19 protein-coding genes and 1 pseudogene are annotated in these 18,431 nt (G+C 73.1%); 9 read left to right on the top strand and 11 right to left on the bottom strand.

What is annotated here, in order from left to right:
* The first annotated feature begins 57 nt into the window (after window positions 1–57).
* Together EJC51_RS13215 and EJC51_RS13210 are read left to right on the top strand one after the other, a co-directional pair.
* Entirely contained in the window at window positions 58–747 is a 690-nt protein-coding gene (locus EJC51_RS13215; protein ID WP_126271255.1) for a DUF899 domain-containing protein, read from the top strand.
* 176 nt (window positions 748–923) lie between these two features.
* On the top strand, window positions 924–1,115 hold the full coding sequence (locus EJC51_RS13210; protein WP_399580496.1) for a hypothetical protein: 192 nt from the start codon (window positions 924–926) through the stop codon (window positions 1,113–1,115).
* Here the strand turns inward: EJC51_RS13210 and EJC51_RS13205 are convergent.
* From EJC51_RS13205 to EJC51_RS13195, 3 genes and pseudogenes are all read right to left on the bottom strand, one after another.
* Window positions 1,093–3,024: an ABC transporter ATP-binding protein gene (locus EJC51_RS13205; RefSeq protein ID WP_126271254.1), complete on the bottom strand. Its 1,932-nt coding sequence runs from the start codon at window positions 3,022–3,024 to the stop codon at window positions 1,093–1,095. The genes EJC51_RS13210 and EJC51_RS13205 overlap by 23 nt on opposite strands.
* A gap of 121 nt (window positions 3,025–3,145) precedes the next feature.
* Window positions 3,146–3,586, bottom strand: a complete 441-nt coding sequence (locus tag EJC51_RS13200; protein ID WP_165951128.1) for a hypothetical protein — start codon at window positions 3,584–3,586, stop codon at window positions 3,146–3,148.
* 509 nt (window positions 3,587–4,095) lie between these two features.
* Window positions 4,096–4,704 (bottom strand): annotated as a pseudogene (locus EJC51_RS13195) (ATP-binding protein); the annotation flags it as partial.
* A gap of 252 nt (window positions 4,705–4,956) precedes the next feature.
* On the opposite strand from EJC51_RS13195, the gene EJC51_RS13190 reads away from it, so the two are divergent.
* A complete protein-coding gene (locus tag EJC51_RS13190; protein ID WP_126271253.1) occupies window positions 4,957–5,817 on the top strand; it encodes a helix-turn-helix domain-containing protein in 861 nt (286 codons plus the stop codon).
* The gene (locus EJC51_RS13185; protein ID WP_059197394.1) at window positions 5,818–6,072 is read left to right on the top strand and encodes a DUF397 domain-containing protein; all 255 of its coding nucleotides are present in this window, start codon (window positions 5,818–5,820) and stop codon (window positions 6,070–6,072) included.
* Window positions 6,073–6,112: 40 nt separating this feature from the next.
* Here EJC51_RS13185 and EJC51_RS13180 read toward each other — a convergent pair whose 3' ends face one another.
* From EJC51_RS13180 to pdxR, 4 genes are all read right to left on the bottom strand, one after another.
* Window positions 6,113–6,817 (bottom strand): protein-tyrosine phosphatase family protein, encoded by a 705-nt coding sequence (locus tag EJC51_RS13180; protein ID WP_126271252.1) that lies wholly within the window; start codon window positions 6,815–6,817, stop codon window positions 6,113–6,115.
* A gap of 121 nt (window positions 6,818–6,938) precedes the next feature.
* On the bottom strand, window positions 6,939–7,865 hold the full coding sequence (locus EJC51_RS13175; protein WP_126271251.1) for a hypothetical protein: 927 nt from the start codon (window positions 7,863–7,865) through the stop codon (window positions 6,939–6,941).
* Entirely contained in the window at window positions 7,862–10,036 is a 2,175-nt protein-coding gene (locus EJC51_RS13170) for a PEP/pyruvate-binding domain-containing protein (RefSeq protein ID WP_126271250.1), read from the bottom strand. Before EJC51_RS13170 ends, EJC51_RS13175 begins: the two co-directional genes overlap by 4 nt.
* 338 nt (window positions 10,037–10,374) lie before the next feature.
* Window positions 10,375–11,817 (bottom strand): MocR-like pyridoxine biosynthesis transcription factor PdxR, encoded by a 1,443-nt coding sequence (pdxR, locus tag EJC51_RS13165; RefSeq protein ID WP_126271249.1) that lies wholly within the window; start codon window positions 11,815–11,817, stop codon window positions 10,375–10,377.
* Between the two features lie 46 nt (window positions 11,818–11,863).
* On the opposite strand from pdxR, the gene EJC51_RS13160 reads away from it, so the two are divergent.
* Window positions 11,864–12,343 (top strand): carboxymuconolactone decarboxylase family protein, encoded by a 480-nt coding sequence (locus EJC51_RS13160; protein WP_126271248.1) that lies wholly within the window; start codon window positions 11,864–11,866, stop codon window positions 12,341–12,343.
* A 99-nt stretch (window positions 12,344–12,442) separates the two neighbouring features.
* Here EJC51_RS13160 and EJC51_RS13155 read toward each other — a convergent pair whose 3' ends face one another.
* The 4 genes from EJC51_RS13155 to EJC51_RS13140 all read right to left on the bottom strand — a co-directional run bounded on the left by EJC51_RS13155 (window position 12,443) and on the right by EJC51_RS13140 (window position 16,168).
* Window positions 12,443–13,930, bottom strand: coding sequence for a glutamate synthase subunit beta (locus EJC51_RS13155; RefSeq protein WP_126271247.1), 1,488 nt, complete (start codon window positions 13,928–13,930; stop codon window positions 12,443–12,445).
* A gap of 148 nt (window positions 13,931–14,078) precedes the next feature.
* Window positions 14,079–14,558, bottom strand: coding sequence for an anthrone oxygenase family protein (locus EJC51_RS13150; RefSeq protein ID WP_126271246.1), 480 nt, complete (start codon window positions 14,556–14,558; stop codon window positions 14,079–14,081).
* Window positions 14,559–14,703: 145 nt separating this feature from the next.
* On the bottom strand, window positions 14,704–15,378 hold the full coding sequence (locus EJC51_RS13145; RefSeq protein WP_126271245.1) for a DUF2293 domain-containing protein: 675 nt from the start codon (window positions 15,376–15,378) through the stop codon (window positions 14,704–14,706).
* 91 nt (window positions 15,379–15,469) lie between these two features.
* Window positions 15,470–16,168, bottom strand: a complete 699-nt coding sequence (locus EJC51_RS13140) for an NAD(P)-dependent oxidoreductase (RefSeq protein ID WP_126271244.1) — start codon at window positions 16,166–16,168, stop codon at window positions 15,470–15,472.
* A 99-nt stretch (window positions 16,169–16,267) separates the two neighbouring features.
* Here EJC51_RS13140 and EJC51_RS13135 point away from each other — a divergent pair, with 99 nt between their 5' ends.
* The 4 genes from EJC51_RS13135 (at window position 16,268) to EJC51_RS13120 (ending at window position 18,431) form a co-directional block, all read left to right on the top strand.
* On the top strand, window positions 16,268–16,639 hold the full coding sequence (locus EJC51_RS13135) for a winged helix-turn-helix transcriptional regulator (RefSeq protein WP_126271243.1): 372 nt from the start codon (window positions 16,268–16,270) through the stop codon (window positions 16,637–16,639).
* A gap of 105 nt (window positions 16,640–16,744) precedes the next feature.
* Entirely contained in the window at window positions 16,745–17,386 is a 642-nt protein-coding gene (locus EJC51_RS13130; protein WP_126271242.1) for a nucleoside/nucleotide kinase family protein, read from the top strand.
* Window positions 17,387–17,465: 79 nt separating this feature from the next.
* Window positions 17,466–17,879, top strand: a complete 414-nt coding sequence (locus EJC51_RS13125; RefSeq protein ID WP_126271241.1) for a PPOX class F420-dependent oxidoreductase — start codon at window positions 17,466–17,468, stop codon at window positions 17,877–17,879.
* A 123-nt stretch (window positions 17,880–18,002) separates the two neighbouring features.
* Window positions 18,003–18,431: a CBS domain-containing protein gene (locus EJC51_RS13120; RefSeq protein WP_126271240.1), complete on the top strand. Its 429-nt coding sequence runs from the start codon at window positions 18,003–18,005 to the stop codon at window positions 18,429–18,431.

Here is an 18,431-nt window from a genome sequence, read left to right as displayed (position 1 = left end):
GAGTTCCGCCCCCGCCATCGGTCACCACCCCGAACGGACCGTTGCACAGGAGGGCTCATGTCACTTCCGGAGGTCGTCTCGCGTGCGCAGTGGCGCGCGGCGCGCGAGGAACTGCTGGTCAGGGAGAAGGCGGCCACACGGGCGCGGGACGCGCTCAACGCCGAGCGGCGTCGGCTGCCCATGGTGGAGATCGAGGAGGAGTACCTCTTCGAGGGCGGCGACGGGAAGGCGACGCTGCTCGACCTCTTCGAAGGACGGTCCCAGCTCGTCGTCTACCACTTCATGTTCGCGCCGGAGTGGGACGCGGGCTGCCGCAGTTGCTCGGCGTTCCTGGACCAGATCGGGCATCTGGCGCATCTGAAGGCGCGGGGCACCACGTTCGCGGCGGTGTCCCGGGCGCCGTACACGAAGATCCTGCCGTTCAAGGCGCGGATGGGATGGACCGTGCCCTGGTACTCGTCGTACGGCGACGACTTCAACCGCGACTTCGAGGCGACCCTCGTGCACGAGGGGGAACTCGTCGAGCGGCCCGGCATCAGCTGCTTCCTGCGGGAGCGGGACCGCGTCTTCCACACGTACTCGACGTACGAGCGCGGCCTGGACGGGCTCGGCTCCACGACCAGCCTCCTGGACCTGACCGCGCTGGGCCGGCAGGAGGAGTGGGAGAAGCCCGAGGGGCGCGCGTCGGCGCTGGGGGCGCCTGCGGGCAGTGAGCGCGTCCGCTACCACGACGAGTACGAGGATTGACGCGGAGCGTGCAGGAACTGACACGAGCGGTAACGGAAGTGACCGTTCGGTAACCAACTTCTCACGCTGCGCGTTGAACCAGTGTCAACTACGTCTCAGTCCCGCAACTCAGCGAGCCGTTCCGGCCCTCCAGAGCGTTAACTCCTAACAGAAGGACGCTTGATCGGAGGTGCAGGATGGTGAACGGGCGAAAGGTGCTCGAGCGCTTTCCCGCCGGTGGCCCGCGTGGCTCCTGGCCCGCGGAGGAGTTCGCGCACGCACGGCGCATGGAGGGCACGCCCGCCGAGGTCGTGATGGACCTCGCGACGGACGCGTTCCTGGTCGTCGTCCCCGCGGACCCCGCGATCAGCTCGCCTTCGGTGCCGTGAACTGGTCCGCCTGGAGCGAGTACAGCTCGGCGTAGACACCGCCGGTCGCCAGCAGCTCCTCGGGGGTGCCCGACTCGACTAGCCGGCCCTGCTCCAGGACGTGCACCAGGTCGGCATGGCGTACGGACGCCAGGCGGTGGGTGATCAGGACGACCGTCTGCCCGCTGCCCGCCAGGGCGCGGATCTTCTCGAAGACCTCCAGCTCGGCCCGCGCGTCCAGCGCCGCCGTCGGCTCGTCCACGATCAGGATGCGGCCGCGCCGGTAGGCGGCCCGCGCGATGCCGAGGCGCTGCCACTGTCCGCCGGACAGCTCGTGGCCGCCGCTGAAATGGCGGGCCAGCAGGGTGTCCAGGCCGCGCGGCAGATCCGCCACCACGTCCTGGGCGCCGGCCTCGGCGATCGAGTCGGCCATCCGCTCCTCGGTCAGCGGCGCCGCCGACCGGCCGACCGCCACGTTGACCCGGGCCGTGAACGGCCAGCGCTTGAAGTCCTGCGCCACCATCGCGATCCGCTCGGCGAGCAGCTGCCGGTCCGCGTCCGCCGCGTCCACGCCGTCCCACAGGATGCGGCCCCGGTCCGGCTTGTAGAGCCCGGCCAGCAGCTTCACCAGCGTCGTCTTGCCCGAGCCGTTCTCGCCGACCAGCGCCACGATCCGGCCGAGCGGGAGGGTGAGCGTCACGTCGTCCAGGGCCGGGTGCGTGGACTCACCCGGATAGCTGAACGTGACGTTCTCGAAGCGGATCTCCCGCGGGTCCTCGGGCAGCTCCCGTCCGCCGACCGGGATCGCGCGCTGCTCTGCCTCGACGTACAGCCGTTGCAGATCGCCGACGAAGAGGGCCTCCTGGTGGAGCTGGTTCACCTCCAGGACCAGGCTGTCCAGGCTGGCGGAGCCCGAGCGGATCGCGATCACCGCCGTGCCCGCCACCGACAGCGCCATCGCCCCGGCGAGCAGCAGCCCGCCCAGCGTCGCGTACGTCGCCACCGTCGCGAGCCCCGTCCAGAACGCCGCGATCAGCCCGGTACGGGCCGCGAGCCGGGCCAGCCGGGCCTGTTCCGCCTCCGCCGCCTCCGACATCGCCCGGTAGTGGTGCAGCAGGAACGGGCCGACCCCGTGCACCCGGATCTCCGGTGCCGCGGTCGGTTCGGTGAGCAGTTCGCTGAGCAGATGACCGGCCCGGGCGTGCTGCACCCAGGTGTGGAAGGACTCGTACCGGCGCCGGGCGATCGTCAGGGCACTCCACGCGCTGGGCAGGGTCATGGTCACCAGCAGCGGCAGCAGGGCAGGGTGCAGCACGGTCAGGACGCCGGCCGCCGCGATCAGCGAGATCGCCGCGTTCATGACCCGGGTGGCGTAGGCGATCATGCGGCGGGCGGACGTGGCGCCGTACTGGGCGGTGTCCAGCAGTTTGTGGAAGGCGTGGTCCTCGATCGCGGCCAGCTCCACGGCGGCCGCCCGCTCCAGATAGCGCTCGGTCGCCACCCGCTCCACCTTCGGTTCGAGGCGTCCGGTGGCGTACGTCGAGGCGGCCCGCAGCAGCGCGGCCACCAGCATGACCGAGGCCATCGCGACGAGGGCGGGGACGGCACCCCGTAACCGTTCCTCGATCGCCCCGCCGCCGATCAGCCGCCCCAGCACACTGTTCACGGCCAACAGACTCACCGCCTGTGCCGCACCCCGGCCCGCCTCGGCGCCGAGCACGATCTTCGCGGCCCGCCGGTCGGCCTGCCAGGCGAGCCGGAAACTGAGCGAGAGCAGCGCGGGCAGCTGCCGCACCAGCTCCCGGAAGTTCACCCGGAGCCGGGCGTCGGAGTGGCTGTTCCAGCCCATGTCGTAGCGCAGCGGCCCACCGAAGAGCAGCCGCTCCGACTCCGACACCTCAGGTTCTTCGGCGTCGCGCTTCTTCCCCACCGACGGCCTCCCCCGATCGTGGACGGAGGGCCACTATCGCGGGAGGGGGGCGCCGGGGGCAGGGCGCGGAGGAGAGGGGCTGTTGCGCGCGGGCGTACGCCTTGGTGGAGTCGGGCTCGGCTCAGGCGCTGACCGGTCGCGACCAGGCGGGGGTCGTCCCCGTCAGCCGGCACAGGGCCAGATACAGGGGGATCGGCGGGGTGTAAGGGACCGTGCCCTCCGGCTTGTGGATGAGGCCGGGGACGCCCGGGGCGTCGGGGACGATGGCGCCGGTGGCGTAGCGCGCGGGCGCGGGCCACTCCAGGGCGTAGTCGGAGTCCGACGGAACGATCCACCACCAGTGCGCCTCATCGGCGTAGACGCATCCGACGCGCGGCAGCCGGGGCATCACCAGCGGGCCGAAGCGGGCGGGTACCGCCACCGCGTCGCAGCCCAGCGGGGCCGTCATGCCGTCGGGTACGGGGAGCCGTCGGGGGGTGACCGGCGTGTGCAGTCCCCGCCGGAGGCGGACCAGCGTGTCCAGGGTCATGACCTGGCCACCGGTCGCAGCCCTCAGAGCCATGGGCCCCCCGTCCCGTGCTGCGGCGCCGACCCGTGGTGCCGGGAGGTGCCGTGGTGGCGGGCTTCCGCCCCGTCGTACCGGACTTCCGTGCCGTCGTGCCAGGGCGCCCCGTAGTGCAGGGTCTCGCTGCCGTCGCGCCGGGGCCTTCCGAGATGCCAGGTCTCGGCGCCGCCGGGGGGCCAGGGCTCGCCGCCGGTGTGCCGGGGGGTGCCGTCGTGCCGAGGGGCCGCGTCGTGCCGGGCGGCTCTCGCCGCGTCGGGGCGGGGTATGCCGGCGCCGTGGTTGGGTTTCGCGTCACTGTGTCCGGGGGTTCCGGCGCGGTGGTCGGGGATCGGGTCGCTGTGCCGTGATGCCCCGGTGCCGTGACCCGGTATCGCGTCGCCGCGGCCGGGTATCGCGTGCTGCTGTGCGTCGGTGCGCTGCTGTGCGTCGGTGTTGTGCCGCGCGTCGGCGTCGTAGCGGTGGCGGGCGTCGGCGTCGTGGCGGGCGTCGGTGGCGTACCGTGCGTCCGCCTTGTGCAGGGCGTCCGCCCCGTCGTCCTCGCCGCCCGGGCCGTCGGCCGGGCCGGGCTTGGGGCGGGCTCCCCAGCCGAGGTCGTTGTGGGGGCCGGTGTCGGTCCCCGCGGTGTCGCTCTCGCGGGGCAGGTCCGCCCAGACCAGGAGGCCCGGGCCGTGCTCGTGGGTGCCCCAGGAGTGACACAGGGCGTCGACGAGAAGCAATCCCCTCCCGTGCTCCTCCTCGCCCCGCGGCGCGCACGGGTGCGGTTCGCCCGGGGCGCAGCCCTCGTCACGCACGGCTATGCGCACCAGGTCGTCGCCGTCGTGCAGCTCGCAGACTATGTGTCTGCTCGCGGTGTGCACGATGGCGTTGGTGACGAGCTCGGAGACCACCAGGGCCGCCGTGTCGCAGGTGTCCTCGCAGACCGCCCAGCCGTTCAGCCGGGCGCGCGTCAGCCGTCTGGCCTGCGCGGCGGAACCCGGATGTGCGGCCAGCTCGAACCGGAACCGGCGCTCGGCAGCGGGCCCGGCAGAGCGGCCTGCTCCCGATGCGGCACCGAGGCTGTGGGGGCCTGCGGCGGCGTCTGTTCCTAAGGGCGCGGACGGAATCACGCTTGCCACTATCGCCCCGCCGTGAACACTTGGCAAGTGTCACTCTGAAAATTGCAGAGTGCTGTGTGACGGTCTGGAAGGCCGTGGCACACTGCTCGCAACAAGCATGTCGAGCGGCGCCAGTTGAGATCACCGGAGATCCGACCAGGTCTTCGAATAGGTCTTCGAATGGCGCCGTCGGGCTGCCAGGATTCTTTTGCGCAGGTTTCTGTACAGGTTTCTACGGGTCCCCGGAACCCCGGGACGTCCAGGAGGTGGAGGGTGAGCGAGCCGCGGTCCGCGCCGACGGTCGGCCAGGTCGTCCTCGGCCGGCGCCTGCTGGACCTGCGTGAGCGCGCCGGTCTCAAGCGCGAGGAGGCCGCCAAGGTCCTCCGCGTCGCCCCGGCCACCGTCCGCCGCATGGAGATGGCCGAGGTCGGCCTCAAGATCCCGTACCTCCAGCTGCTCCTGAAGTCCTACGGCGTCTCCGACGAGGAGGCCGACGCCTTCGTGCAGCTGGCCGAGGAGGCCAACAAACCCGGCTGGTGGCAGCGGTACCACGACATCCTGCCCGGCTGGTTCTCGATGTACGTCAGCCTCGAAGGCGCCGCCAGTCTCATCCGGTCCTACGACCCCCACTTCGTGCCCGGGCTGCTCCAGACCGAGGAGTACGCCCGCGGTGTGCTGAAGTCCGGAGCCATCGGCCAGACCCGGCCGGAGGACATCGAGCGGCACGTCGCTCTGCGAGTACAACGCCAGGAACTGCTCACCCGTCCGGATGCCCCCCGTTTCTGGGCGGTCATCGACGAGACCGCGCTGCGCCGCCCGGTGGGCGGCCCGGAGGTGATGCGTGCCCAGATCGACAAGCTGCTCGAGGCCACGAAGCTGCCCAACGTGACGCTGCAGGTCGCCCCGTTCGCCAACGGGCCGCACCCCGGCACGTACGGGCCCTTCGTGCTGTTCCGATTCGCCGTGCCGGAGCTTCCGGACATGGTTTACAGCGAGTACCTGACCGGCGCCGTCTACCTGGACGCGCGCGCGGAGGTGGCGACCCACCTCGAGGTCATGGACCGCACGGCGGCGCAGGCCGCTACGGCACATCGCACGAAGGAGATCCTCCGGGATCTCCGCAAGGAGCTGTGAATGGATCGCATCAAGCCGCGCATACCGGTCTACAACGGCATGCCCGCGCGGGAGTTGGGCAGCGAGGGCTGGCACAAGCCGTGGAGCGGCGGCAACGGCGGCAACTGCCTGGAGGCGATGAAGCTGGCCGACGGCCGGATCGCCGTCCGCCAGTCGACCGATCCGGACGGCCCGGCGCTGATCTACACCACGGACGAGATGACGGCGTTCATCGAGGGCGCGAAGGCGGGGGAGGCGGACTTCCTGCTGTCATGACGTCAGTTGGCATTTGTTAAGCAATGGTTGGCATCGGGACTCAGAACCAGGAGGCGATCCGCCGGGGCGCGTCAACCAGTCGGCTCACCACCACCACGGGCAGCGGCGGCTGCTCGGCCTGTGCGGGGCTCAGGCTGAGCCCGTAGTAGATCTGCTCGATCGAGGGCGGTCCGACCGCGAGATTGCGCCGGACCGCCTGGGCGGACGACTCCTCGCCGGTCTGCACCAGATACGCCGCCGCCATGGTGCCCGTACGGCCCACGCCCGCACCGCAGTGCACGAACACCGGCCCCGCCGCGCGGGCGACGGTGTCGAGGAACGCCCGCACCTGCTCCGGCCTCGGCGTCTGCCCGTCCCGGATGGGCAGGCGTACGAGCTTCAGCCCGGCCTTCGCGGGCTCGGCGAGCTGGGCCGCGCTCAGGTCCTCGGCACGCAGGTCGACGACCGTGGTGATGCCCAGGGCGGCCAGGGCCCGGTATCCAGCGGGCGAGGGGGCCGCGCCGCGCCACAGCCGCCCCCGCGTGTCGACCGGCTGGAAGTGGTGGACTCCCTGCACGGTACGGGTCCCGGCCGGTGCCGGGCTCTCCTCGCGCATCCAGTACGACAGCGCCAGGACGCCTCCGGCGCCGGCCGCCCACAGGACGGCGTAACCGAGCACGACGGCGAGGAGCAACCGCAGCGTGCGCCGCTGGAGCGGACGCTTGTGGAAGGCGGGGCGGGGCAGGGTGGCGGTGAGGACGGCCATGGGCGACCCGGGGGAGTGGGGGACGTGGGTGCTTTCGCATGGTAGCCCGTCACCCGATCGGCCGTCTTGTGCGTGTGTGCGATGTTATGCGGCCCTTATGCCCCTGCTGTGGCCGTGCCGCTCAGTCGTCGTCGGCGTCCGCGTCCCCGATGCCGACCACCGTGAGGTGCGCGCGCTCCAGCGTCGCGTCCTCCAGGCAGCCGCGCAGCCGCAGCCGGTCGTGATCCGTGAGCGCCGGCCGTACGACCCCGGCGTACAGCCCGTCGCCCAGGTCACCGAGGGTCGCGTGGCGCAGCGGCACGGAGGTGGAGTCCCGGCAGCGCTCCCAAACCTGCTCCGCGGCCAGGGCCCGGCGCTGCGCCGTCATGTCCGGGCCGCGCATGTCGACCCGGACCACGACCGAGGTCGCCGCGCTGTCGTTGGCGTTCTCCTCCCGGGTCTGGGTGAAGTGCGCGAGGCCCACGACGAGCCCGCCGAGCAGGGCCACGCCGAGCGTGCCGACGGCGGCCGTGCGCACGGTACGGCGCCGGTCGCGCCGGACGCCGTAAGGCGGCAGGTCCGCGACGTCCTCCAGGTCGCCGGGTGCGGCGGGGTCGGGTGCGGTGAGGACGGCCAGCCGCCCGGCAAGGCGCCGTTCCGCGGGCCCGGCCGTCGCCGACGCGATCCGCTGCACGACCCAGGCGAGCCCGGACAGCAGCACGCCGGTGACCATGAGAACGGGCACGAACACGTACGTGCGCTCCGCCGGGTCCTCCAGCCACCGGAACCGCCCGGGACCGTCCGCCGGTTCGGGGGCGCCGCGCAGCCGGGCCAGCGCGTCCTCCTGGCGGGCGGCGAGCTCACGCTGACGCCGGTCGCCGTCGCGCAGCCGGTCCTCGATGCGGGTCAGCCGCCCCAGCAGCACGATCCCGAGCAGCATGACCTCGACCACCAGCAGCAGCACCCCGCACAGCATCGCCCGCTGCCACTGCCACCGGTACAGATAGACGAGGTAGGTCCCCGCCCCGGCCGCGGCGAGGCCTCCGAAGAGGTAGGCGATCCTCCTCATGACGCGCCCCCCACCGCATCCCGCAGCGCGACGTCCGTCGCGTCGTCCGGGTGTACCTCACCGGTCGTGCCGTCCACGGTGAGCCGGGAGCCGGGCGGGAAACGCCGTACGGCGTCGGCGGCGCCGACCACCACCGGCAGGCCGAACTCCCGGGCCAGCGCGGCGAGATGGGACAACGGGCTGCCGGTCTGGGCGACGAGTCCGGTGAGGCCGGGCAGCAGCGGCGCGAGCGCGGGGTCCAGGGTCCGTACGACGAGCACCGCGTCCGCGGGCCGTGCCCCGGTCCCGTCCCACGCCGTCCCGACGGCCCGCCCACCGGAGACCCCGCGCCCGCCGTCCCCGTCCCGGCCGCCCTCGTGCTCGGCGACGACCTTGCCGTCCGCCAGCCGGAACGCGTCCGGCAACGGGGCCGACCCGGCGGACGGCATCCGCTCACCGAGGTCCCTGGGCAGCGCCCCACCGTCGAGCGCGTGGGCGAGCTCCCGCCACCGCAGCAGCGCCACCCGCTCGACGCCGACCCCCCATCGCCGACCGGCCGCACGCACGAGCCTGACCTGCAACTCCTGCACCCATCGGATACGGAGGCGGAGGGCTTCCCGGGGCGGGAGCGCGGGGGCGGGGGTGGAAGCGGGGGGTGCCTTGTGGGGCCGTACGGCAGCCTCCGCGTCGACCACGGGGGTTGCCTCGTGGGTTCGTACGGCAGCCCCCGCGTCGACCGGCCCCCTCGCCTCCGGCAGCCGCCCCCGGCCCCGCAGGCTCGGTGCCGTGAGGGCCAGGACCACGGGGTGGGTGGTGATGATCCGGTCGTCCGGGAGGTGCTGGGCGCGGGCCTCGGACAGGGCGGTCAGGGCCGCGCCCGCCGCGGTGCGGTTCGTCGGCGGGTCGGGCAGCAGGGCGCCCGCGAGGGCCTCCTGGGCGTGCAGCGACACCAGCACCGCGCGCGTCCAGCGGAGTTCGGCGGCCAGCGCCGGTGAGGGGAGCCCGGCGGGTGACGGGATGCGGGCCAGCCGGGCGTCGACGTCCGCGACGAGGTCCGTCGCGAGGCCGGGCAGCGCCGCGCTGAGGCGGCCCACCCGCCACGCGGCACCTAGCCGGCGCGCGCCCGGCGCCGGATTGAGCAGCGCGAGCCACCGGTGCCGTGGCGGGGCCGTGCCCAGCAGGCGCAGGTCGGCCGCGGCCCGTCCGCCGACCGTGGTGACCACCGGCACCGCCCGCAGCAGCCGCCGCGGTGCGCTGCCCGCGATGTCCAGGGCGGCGGCGAGTCCCCGGGCCATGGGCGCCACCCACAGGTCCTCCTCCAGGGGCTCCAGCTGCCCGGGCAACGTCTCGGCGACCGGCCCGGGTCCGAGCAGCCGGGCCCCGCGCGGCGGTCGTGCCGCCATCGCGGTGATCGGCCGGCTCTGGAACAGCCACAGCCGCCCGTCCTCGTCGAAGCCGAACTCGATGTCCTGCGGCCCGCCGAACACCCGCCGGGCCCGCCGCGCGAGCCGCGCCAGCCGGAACAGCTGGGGGCGGGTGAGGAGGGGATCGGTCCGCGGTCCCGCGTCCGGCGGCTCCGTCCGCAGCAGCCGCCCGCTCCGGCTCAGCCAGTAGCCGGTCCCGGCCTGCTCCCCGCCGACCAGGCTGTCCGGCCCGCCGCGCACCGCGCTGACCAGCATCCGGTCGGTCCGCCCGGCGACGGGGTCGGCCCCGAACATCACTCCGCCGACGCGCGCGGTCAGCATCGGCTGCACCAGGACCGCCATGGGGGCCGTGGACCCGTCGGGCCGGTGCGCCGAGTCGAGCACGGTCCGGACCGCCGCACGGAAGTCCCGCCAGCCGCGCACGTCCAGCACGGAGGCGAACTGGCCCGCGAGCGACGACTGTTCGGTGTCCTCCTGCGGCGACGAGGACCGTACGACGAGGGGAAGGGTGCCGTCCTCGGACAGTTCGGCCCAGGCGCGCCGCAGGGCGGTCCCGTCGGTGGCCGCGCCGGCGGGTATCACGAAGCCGGGCAGCACCGGCAGTCCGGCACGGGCCGCGCGGGCGAGGTTCGCGGCCTTGGACCCGGCGGACCGGGGGACCGCGGCGACGGGTTGCTCAAGGACGACGGTCGCGTTCGGGGCGGCCTCGCCCCGCGGAGCGTCCCCGCCGCGCGCGCCCTCTCCATGACGTTCGTCGAGCGTCGTCATCTCGAACACCCTCCAGGACCGACCGCCAACAGGGGGGACGCGCGGGGGTGGCCCTGCGCCTGACGGCGGAACGAAGGATGGGGCGAACCCTCTGCCGGACCCGGCCGGACCGGGTGCGGCGGCAGCACGCCTCCTTGTCCCGATGATCCCACCGCCGTTCCGATCCATGTAGCCCGTAAGCCACTTTTCGGACAGCTGTCAGGGGAAATCCGAACACGGTAGGAGAGGGCCTCCGGCGGCCGGTCCAGCCGCAGCAATCCCCGCCTCGTCCCCGCGCAGGAGCCGCGGAACACCGGGCTCATCCGAAGGCAGGAGAGGCGCCGCTTTCGCCACGCGCCTCAGCCCGGGGGCAGCGACGCGCACAGTGCCTCCAGCGCCGCCCCGTACGCGGCCTCGGACGGGGTCGCGTACCCGACCACCAGGCCGTCCTGGGCGGGCATGTCCGCCGCCGAGGCCTCCGGGTGCCGGAACTCCGCCAGCCCGTCGAGCGCGACGCCCTGCCAGACGGCCGCCTTGACGGCCGACCGCTCGGTGCCGGGCGGCAGCCTCAGCACCGCGTGCAGGCCGGCCGCGACACCGCTGACCTCGACGTGGGGCGCGTGCGCGGCGAGCGCCGCGACGAGCCGGTCGCGGCGGCTCCGGTACCGCTGCCGCATGCGCCGCACATGACGGTCGTACGCCCCGGAAACCAGGAAGTCGGCGAGGGCCAGCTGATCGAGGACGCTCGCCCAGGCCTCCCGCTCGCCCTTGGCCGCGAGCACGCCGTCGACGTACCGTTCCGGCAGCACCATCCATCCCAGCCGCACCGCGGGCGACAGGCTCTTGCTCACCGAGCCGAGGTAGATCACCCGCTCCGGATCGAGCCCCTGGACCGCCCCGACGGGCTTGCGGTCGTAGCGGAACTCGCCGTCGTAGTCGTCCTCCAGCACCACACCGTCACGCGCGCGTGCCCAGTCGACGGCCGCGGCCCGCCGCTCGGCGTGCAGCGGGCCACCGGTCGGGAACTGGTGCGCCGGAGTGAGCAGCACGGCCCGCTCGCGCGTCAACCGCCCGACGTCGGCGCCCTGTTCGTCCAGCGGCAGCGGTACGGTCCGCACGCCGGCGCCCGCGAGCAGCTCACGGTGGAACGGCAGGCCGTACGCCTCCACGGCCAGGGGGCCCCTGAGGACTTGGGCGTTCTGGAAGAGCAGCCGCAGGGCGTGCGCGAAGCCGGAGCAGATCACGATCCGCCCGGGCTCGGTACGCACTCCACGCGCGCGTGCCAGATACTCCGCGAGCGCCTCGCGCAACTCCACGCGCCCGGCGGGGTCACCGGGCCCGAACACCTCGTCGGGTGCCTGCTGAAGGGCCCGCCGGTAGGAGGTCAGCCAGGCCGCCCGCGGGAACGTCGACCGGTCCGGCGTGCCCTGCCGCAGGTCGTGCCGCGGTCCACGCGCGCGTGACGGCGACTTCCTGGGTACGCGCGCGTGCCCGGCAGCCCGCAACGGTTCGGTCCGCTCCGCCACCCGCGTCCCCGAGCCCTGACGCGCGGTGAGCCACCCCTCCGCGACGAGTTCGGCGTAGGCGTCGGCCACCGTGTTGCGGGCCACGCCGAGGTCGGCGGCGAGCGACCGGTACGGCGGCAGCCGGGTGCCGGGGGCGAGCCGGCCGCTCCGTACGGCCTCCCGCAGGGCATCGCCGAGCGCGGCCCGCCTGCCGCCCGGACCGGTTCGCTCCGCCGTCGTCTCCAGGTGGAGGTCGAAGCCGAGTCCCTCGGCGGAATTGACCCATGATTTCTCCACGAAAATGAACCCTACAGCCGGTCTCTCCCGACCGTAGGTTGGAGACATGACGACGAACACGATCGCTTCCGCGCCGACGACCCGCCTGAACTTCGCCAAGTCCGCCCCCAAGGCGTTCCGCGCCCTCATCGGCTTCGACGCCGCCGCCCGCGAGGGCCTCGACCCGGCCCTGGTCGAGCTGATCCAGATCCGCGCCTCGCACCTCAACCACTGCGCCTACTGCCTCCACATGCACACCAACGACGCCCGTAAGGCCGGCGAGAGCGAGGACCGGCTGCACATGGTCGCCGTCTGGCGCGAGGCCCGGCACTTCTTCACGGAGAAGGAGCAGGCGGCGCTGGCCCTGACCGAGGCCGTGACGCTGGTCGCCGACGGCGGGGTCCCGGACGAGGTGTACGCGCAGGCCGCGGAGCGGTTCGAGGAGCAGGAGCTGGCCCAGGTGCTGGCGCTGATCTTCGCGATCAACACCTGGAACAGGGTGGCTTTGGCGACGAAGAAGGTGGCGGGGACGGACGAACGGCGCTGACGCTGCTCGGTGCCTGTGGCGGGCGGTGCGTCAGACGGCCACCGGCCACCGGCCGCCGGGCCCGCGGCGCGTGGTGCGTGGTGCGTGGTGCGTGGTGCGTCACACGGTCATCGGACGGTCGTACGGCCCGATCGGCGCCGGCAGTCGTGAACTCCCCGTCAGATGACGGTCGACGGCCGCCGCCACCGCCCGCCCCTCGGCGATCGCCCACACGATCAGCGACTGCCCCCGCGCGGCGTCCCCCGCGGCGAACACGCCGGGGGCGCTCGTCGCGAACCCTGCGTCCCGCGCGATCGTGCCGCGCGGCTCCATGGCCAGCCCGAGCTGGTCCACGAGGCCGTCCGCGCGGTCGGGTCCGAAGAAGCCGAGGGCGAGCAGGACGAGGTCGGCGGGGAGCGTCCGCCCGGTGCCCGACACCGGCCGCCGCTCCGCGTCGACCTCGACCAGGTGCAGCGAGCGCACCTGCCCGTCGGCGTCACCGGTGAAGCGGAGCGTGGACGCCGCGAACAGCCGCGCGTCCGCGTCCGCCGCCGGGGCGGTCCTCAGCGCACCGGCCTCCTCGTGCGCGGCCGACAGCCGGTAGATCTTCGGGTACGTCGGCCAGGGCTCGGTGTCCTCGTCGCGCTCGGCGCCGGGCTGGGCGTAGATGTCCAACTGCGTGACGGACGCGGCGCCTTCACGCACCGCGGTGCCCAGACAGTCGGCGCCCGTGTCACCGCCGCCGACGATGACGACGTGCTTCCCGGCGGCGGACATCGGGGAGACGTCCAGATCCCCCTCGCGCACCCGGTTGGCCAGCGGCAGATACTCCATGGCCTGGTGGATGCCGGCCAACTCCCGCCCCGGCACGTCCAGTTCACGCCAGGCGGTCGCACCGGTGGCGATCACGACCGCGTCGTAGCGCGACCGCAGCTCGGCCGCCCCGATGTCCCGCCCGACCGCCGTGGACGTACGGAACTTCGTCCCCTCAGCCCGCATCTGCGCGATGCGGCGCTCCAGATGGTGCTTCTCCATCTTGAACTCGGGGATGCCGTACCGCATCAGCCCGCCGAGCCGGTCGTCCTTCTCGAACACGGCGACCGTGTGGCCCGCCCGCGTCAGCTGCTGTGCCGCGGCCAGCCCCGTCGGTCCCGAGCCGATGACCGCGACGGTCCGCCCGGACAGCCGGTCCGGCGGCCGCGGTGGCGCGAAACCGAGCTCCCAGGCCCGGTCGGCGATGGCCACCTCGACGTTCTTGATGGTGACCGCGGGCTGGTTGATGGCGAGCACACACCCCGCCTCGCACGGCGCCGGGCACAACCGGCCGGTGAACTCCGGGAAGTTGTTGGTGGCGTGCAGCCGGTCGGCGGCGGCCCGCCAGTCGTCCCGGGAGACGAGGTCGTTCCACTCGGGGATGAGGTTCCCGAGCGGACAGGCGTCGTGGCAGAACGGTATGCCGCAGTCCATGCAGCGGTCCGCCTGCTGGTTGATGATGGGCAGCAACGCCCCGGGGACGTACACCTCGTCCCAGTCCCGGACCCGCTCCTCGACCGGCCGACGCGGCCAGTCCTGACGAGGGGTGGTCATGAATCCCTTGGGATCGGCCATGGCCGTCTTCCTTGCGTTGGCATCGACGGGCCGTGCGTCATCGGGCGGCACTCTTTCGGCCACGATACGTCGCCCGGGCCGCGCCCGCAGAGTGGGGGACAGCGCTTTCTCGGCGGGCTCTCGCCGACCTCGGGGGACCGTCCCGCGGTTAGGTCAGGGCCAGTACGTACGCCACCGCCGCCGCACCCGAGGCGACCATGCGGACGTGGTTCCACATCGTCCACTCGCGTACGTACGTCGGCCAGTACGCGGCCGCTTCGGGAGTGCCGGCGTCCAGCTTGAGCAGGGCCTCGTTGCGCGGCACGTTCGCCACCATCGTCACCCCGAACGAGCCGACCAGATACAGCGCACTGCCCACCAGCAGCTCCACCGTGCCGTCGTCCGGCAGCAGCACGAACGTCACCACCGCGAGCACCGCGCACAGCACCGCCGAGCCGACGAACACGAGCATGAACGCCGGCCGCAGCGCCGCCACGTTGATCGCGTTCATCGCGGCGACGCCCTGCGCGGGCGGCAGCGCGGCGAGCCCCCTCATCACGAAGGTCGAGAACGCGCAGAACACCCCCGCCACCAGCCCGGTCCCCAGCACGCCCAGCACCGTCAGTACGAAGTACGGTCCAGCGATCATCTCAACGTCAACTCCCGCAATCGGGCCGAGATCCTGCCCGGCACCCCACCGTCACCACAAGTGAATTCCCGTACGGGACGCGTCACCATGGCCGATCGACCCGGACACATAAGCAGGCGTCCAGAGCACGTCTCCTTCCGGAGAGTCACCGCCAGCCCTCCAGCACGCCGGCCACCGTCACCGCGATCCTCCGCCGGGCCTCATGCCGGGGCACCCCGCTCATCAGCAACTGGTCGTAGGGCGTGTCCAGATGCCGTACGGACGCCACCACCGCCGAGACGACGGCCCCCTCCGACAACGCCCGCCCCGCCGCACTCCGCCCCACCCGCCCACTGCCCCGCAGCGACGCGTGCGCGGCGATCCCGCGGGCCCGGTCGGCCGGGCAGCCGGGAAACAGCCGGCGGATCTCCGCCGCGAACGCCTCCGTGAACCGCACGTCCTCGACCGCCCGCCGCCGGGCGTCCCGCACCCGGCGCCGCCGCCGTGCCTCGGCGTCCGCCAGACACCGCGCCTCCGCCCGGGCCAGCGCACCTTCCTCGACGAGGACACCCTGCCGTTCGTGCCGCCCCTTGCGCCGGTTGAACCGTACGACCACCGCCGACAGCCCACTCTCCTCCCGCGACCTGCGCGTCAGCGCGGTGTCGCCGCGCGGCAGGAACACCAGGTGGCCGAGGTCGGCACAGTCCAGACACCGGGGCGCCCCGTCCTCCAGGACCAGCATCGCCAACGGCCCGCCCCGGCACTCGGCGCACTGCTTCCGCTTGACGGGCTGGAAGACGAGAAGTTCCGTGCGGTGCGGGGGAGTTGCCAGGTGTGCCATAGGGGGTTCATTCCCGTGCACGGGCCACGAACCACCCCGCCGGCCCTACTCCCCACCCCCCTGTCGGCCCTACTCCGCCCCCTTGTCGGCCCTACTCCGCGCCTGGCCCCGTGCCTGTCACCGACACCCGCGTCCGATGCCGCGTCGGACGCTCGATCTCGTCGACCACCGCCACCGCGAGGTCCGCGTACGACAGCGCCGGCCCCGCTCCCTCGGGCACCCGCTCACCGCCGATCGCATACCGCCCGGTGCGCGGCGCACCCTGCTCCAGTCCTCCTCCCGGGGTGAGCATCACCCAGTCGACCGCGTCCTCTCCGGCCGCGTGTGCGCGCAGCCGGTCCAGCCCCGCCGTGTGCGCCCGAGCGAACGGCCGGATCTCGGGCGGGAACACCGCGGGGTCGTCCATCACCGGCCGCCCGTCCGCCCCGAGCAGATTCGCGAACAGCCCCACGGCCACCAGCCGCCGCACACCCGTCGCGGCCAGCCCGCCCAGCAGCGCGTCCGCCGCCGTCACGAAGAAGTCCGGATCGAGCGAGTCGAAACCCTGCTCCGGCCCACTGAACGGCGACACAGCGTGCACGGCGGCCACATGCCCGCCCGCCACGGCACGGACGGAGCCCGGGTCGGTCACATCACCCCGGACGACCGTCACCCCCTCCGCGCCCAGCTCCGGATACCGGGCCGGCTCCCGCACCACGGCCGTCACCTCGTACCCGCGCCGCCGCGCCTCCGCCGTGACCGCCCGCCCCGCACGCCCACCGCCCCCGAAGACGACGATCCCGTCACCCATGGCCAACCTCCTTGTCGGACACCGGCGTTCGGTGCCTGACCTGGACGTTAGAGACGCAAGTCCCGGTTACTTCAACGGTATCGGCGCTAGCCTCGACCGATGACCGCTCCGCTCGCCCCTGACATGTTCGACCCCCTCTGCCCCTCCTCCGCGATGCCCTTCCGGGTGGGGGACAAGTGGACCGGTATGGTCATCCGCTGCTTGGAGGGCGGCCCGCGCCGGTTCACCGAACTCCGTGTCCCGCTCCGGGCCGTCACCCCCAAGGTCCTCAGCGAGACCCTGCGCGCCATGGAGCGTGACGGCCTGCTCACCCGCACCGCGTACGACGAGAACCCGCCCCGTGTCGAATACGCCCTCACTCCTCTCGGCCGCACCCTGATTCCCCTCCTCGACGCCGCCCGCGCCTGGAGCGAGACCCACCTTCCGCACCTGCTCGCCGCCCGCCGGTCCCATGAGCGGGACGCATCCTGACCGTCGATCCTGCGAGGGGGCGCGTCCCGGCCGTCGGCCACGAGGGGACGCGTCCCGGCCGTCGTTCCCACGAGGGGACGCGTCCCTGTCGTCGGTTGACGCATCATGGGCCTTGTGCGACTCGAAGCGATCACCTGGGACCGGCTCGGCGACCTCCTCGCCGACCGCCTTCTCGACCTGAAGCCGGCCGACGGCGGCTCCTGGCCGCGCATCGCCTTCGACGGCGCCCCCGCGGCCCGCCCCCAGGACCTCGCCGAACGCGTCGCGGAAGCGCTCCGCGTACGAGGCCGCCCCTCTCTCGTCGTCGGCACCCAGGGCTTCCTGCGCCCCGCCTCGCTCCGCTTCGAGTACGGCCACCAGGACGTGGAGGCCTATTACGACGGCTGGTTCGACACCGGCGCCCTGTGGCGCGAGGTCTTCGGCCCCCTCGAACCCGGCGGCGACGGCCGTGTCCTGCCCGACCTGTGGGACCCCGACACCGACCGCGCCACCCGCAGCCCCTACGTCCAACTCCCGCCCGGCGGTTTCCTGTTGCTGCACGGCCCCCTCCTGCTGCGCCACTGGTTCCCCTTCGAACTGACCGTCCACGTCCTCCTCTCCCCGGGCGCCCTGCGCCGCCGCACCCCCGAGCCCGAGCAGTGGACCCTGGAAGCCTTCGAGCGCTACGAGCGCGAGACCGACCCCGCCGGCACCGCCGACGTCCTGGTGCGCGCCGACGACCCCCGGCACCCGGCATGGCGGGGCTGACCTGGCTCCCGGAGGTTCGTTCCCGGAAGATCCAGCAAACCACTTTTATATGCGCGTGCATGTAACTACGCTGGGCCCCATGACGACTTCCACGAGCGGTCAGCTCTCTTTCGACGACTCCGTCCGCGCCCTCCTCGACGGCAAGAACTTCGCCAGCGTCGCCACCCTCGGCCCCGACGGCGCCCCGCAGAACTCCGTGGTCTGGATCAAACGCGAGGGCGACGCCGTCCTCTTCTCCTCCGTCGACAACCGCCAGAAGATCCGCAACCTCCGCCGCGACCCCCGGATCAGCGTCTCGGTCTACGACCTGGCCAACCCCTACACCTCGGTCGAGATCCGCGGCACCGCCGAGATCCTCCCTGACCCCGACAAGCGCCTCCCGCGCGACCTCTCGCACAAGTACCTCGGCATCGACCCGCCCGCCGAGAAGGAGGACGAGACCCGAGTGATCATCCGTGTCGTCCCGCGGAAGATCGTGGGCTTCTCCGTCTGATCCGCCCCGCTCCAGGCCCCGCCTCCGGGTGCGGCGGCGGCCGGGCGCGGCGAGAATGAACGGCGCCGGGACCAGCGGAGCACTCCCGCTCCGCGCCGGCCGTCCGGCACCGGGAGGTACTTCATGACCACCGCCGGAGACATCATGCACCGCGGCGCCCAGTGGATCCCCGCGCACGAGACCCTGGACCGCGCCGCCCAGCTGATGCGTGAGCTCAACGTCGGAGCCCTGCCCATCAGCGACGCGAACGAACGGCTCTGCGGCATCCTCACCGACCGCGACATCGTCGTCGGCTGTGTGGCCGTGGGGCACGACCCGGCCAAGGTCACCGCCGGTGAGATGGCCCAGGGGACACCCCGCTGGATCGACGCGGACGCCGATGTCAGCGACGTGCTCCGGGAGATGCAGGACCACCAGATCCGCCGGCTCCCCGTCATCGAGAACAAGCGCCTGGTCGGCATGATCAGCGAGGCCGACCTCGCCCACCATCTGACGGAGGACCAGATCGCGGTCTGGGCGGAGAGCGTCTACGCGAAGAGCGCGACGCGCTGA

The organism is Streptomyces aquilus (genome assembly GCF_003955715.1).
GTDB lineage: Bacteria > Actinomycetota > Actinomycetes > Streptomycetales > Streptomycetaceae > Streptomyces > Streptomyces aquilus.
Note: the sequence above shows the minus strand (reverse complement) of the source record. Positions and strands in the feature narration are given on the sequence as shown.

What these genes read in the sequence shown, in the direction of transcription:
- EJC51_RS13215 (WP_126271255.1), top strand. Translation starts at nt 58, where the DNA reads ATGTCACTTCCGGAGGTCGTCTCGCGTGCGCAGTGGCGCGCGGCGCGC.
- EJC51_RS13210 (WP_399580496.1), top strand. Translation starts at nt 924, where the DNA reads ATGGTGAACGGGCGAAAGGTGCTCGAGCGCTTTCCCGCCGGTGGCCCG.
- EJC51_RS13200 (WP_165951128.1), bottom strand. Translation starts at nt 3,586, where the DNA reads ATGGCTCTGAGGGCTGCGACCGGTGGCCAGGTCATGACCCTGGACACG.
- EJC51_RS13185 (WP_059197394.1), top strand. Translation starts at nt 5,818, where the DNA reads ATGGATCGCATCAAGCCGCGCATACCGGTCTACAACGGCATGCCCGCG.
- EJC51_RS13180 (WP_126271252.1), bottom strand. Translation starts at nt 6,817, where the DNA reads ATGGCCGTCCTCACCGCCACCCTGCCCCGCCCCGCCTTCCACAAGCGT.
- EJC51_RS13175 (WP_126271251.1), bottom strand. Translation starts at nt 7,865, where the DNA reads ATGAGGAGGATCGCCTACCTCTTCGGAGGCCTCGCCGCGGCCGGGGCG.
- EJC51_RS13170 (WP_126271250.1), bottom strand. Translation starts at nt 10,036, where the DNA reads ATGACGACGCTCGACGAACGTCATGGAGAGGGCGCGCGCGGCGGGGAC.
- EJC51_RS13160 (WP_126271248.1), top strand. Translation starts at nt 11,864, where the DNA reads ATGACGACGAACACGATCGCTTCCGCGCCGACGACCCGCCTGAACTTC.
- EJC51_RS13155 (WP_126271247.1), bottom strand. Translation starts at nt 13,930, where the DNA reads ATGGCCGATCCCAAGGGATTCATGACCACCCCTCGTCAGGACTGGCCG.
- EJC51_RS13150 (WP_126271246.1), bottom strand. Translation starts at nt 14,558, where the DNA reads ATGATCGCTGGACCGTACTTCGTACTGACGGTGCTGGGCGTGCTGGGG.
- EJC51_RS13145 (WP_126271245.1), bottom strand. Translation starts at nt 15,378, where the DNA reads ATGGCACACCTGGCAACTCCCCCGCACCGCACGGAACTTCTCGTCTTC.
- EJC51_RS13140 (WP_126271244.1), bottom strand. Translation starts at nt 16,168, where the DNA reads ATGGGTGACGGGATCGTCGTCTTCGGGGGCGGTGGGCGTGCGGGGCGG.
- EJC51_RS13135 (WP_126271243.1), top strand. Translation starts at nt 16,268, where the DNA reads ATGACCGCTCCGCTCGCCCCTGACATGTTCGACCCCCTCTGCCCCTCC.
- EJC51_RS13130 (WP_126271242.1), top strand. Translation starts at nt 16,745, where the DNA reads ATGGGCCTTGTGCGACTCGAAGCGATCACCTGGGACCGGCTCGGCGAC.
- EJC51_RS13125 (WP_126271241.1), top strand. Translation starts at nt 17,466, where the DNA reads ATGACGACTTCCACGAGCGGTCAGCTCTCTTTCGACGACTCCGTCCGC.
- EJC51_RS13120 (WP_126271240.1), top strand. Translation starts at nt 18,003, where the DNA reads ATGACCACCGCCGGAGACATCATGCACCGCGGCGCCCAGTGGATCCCC.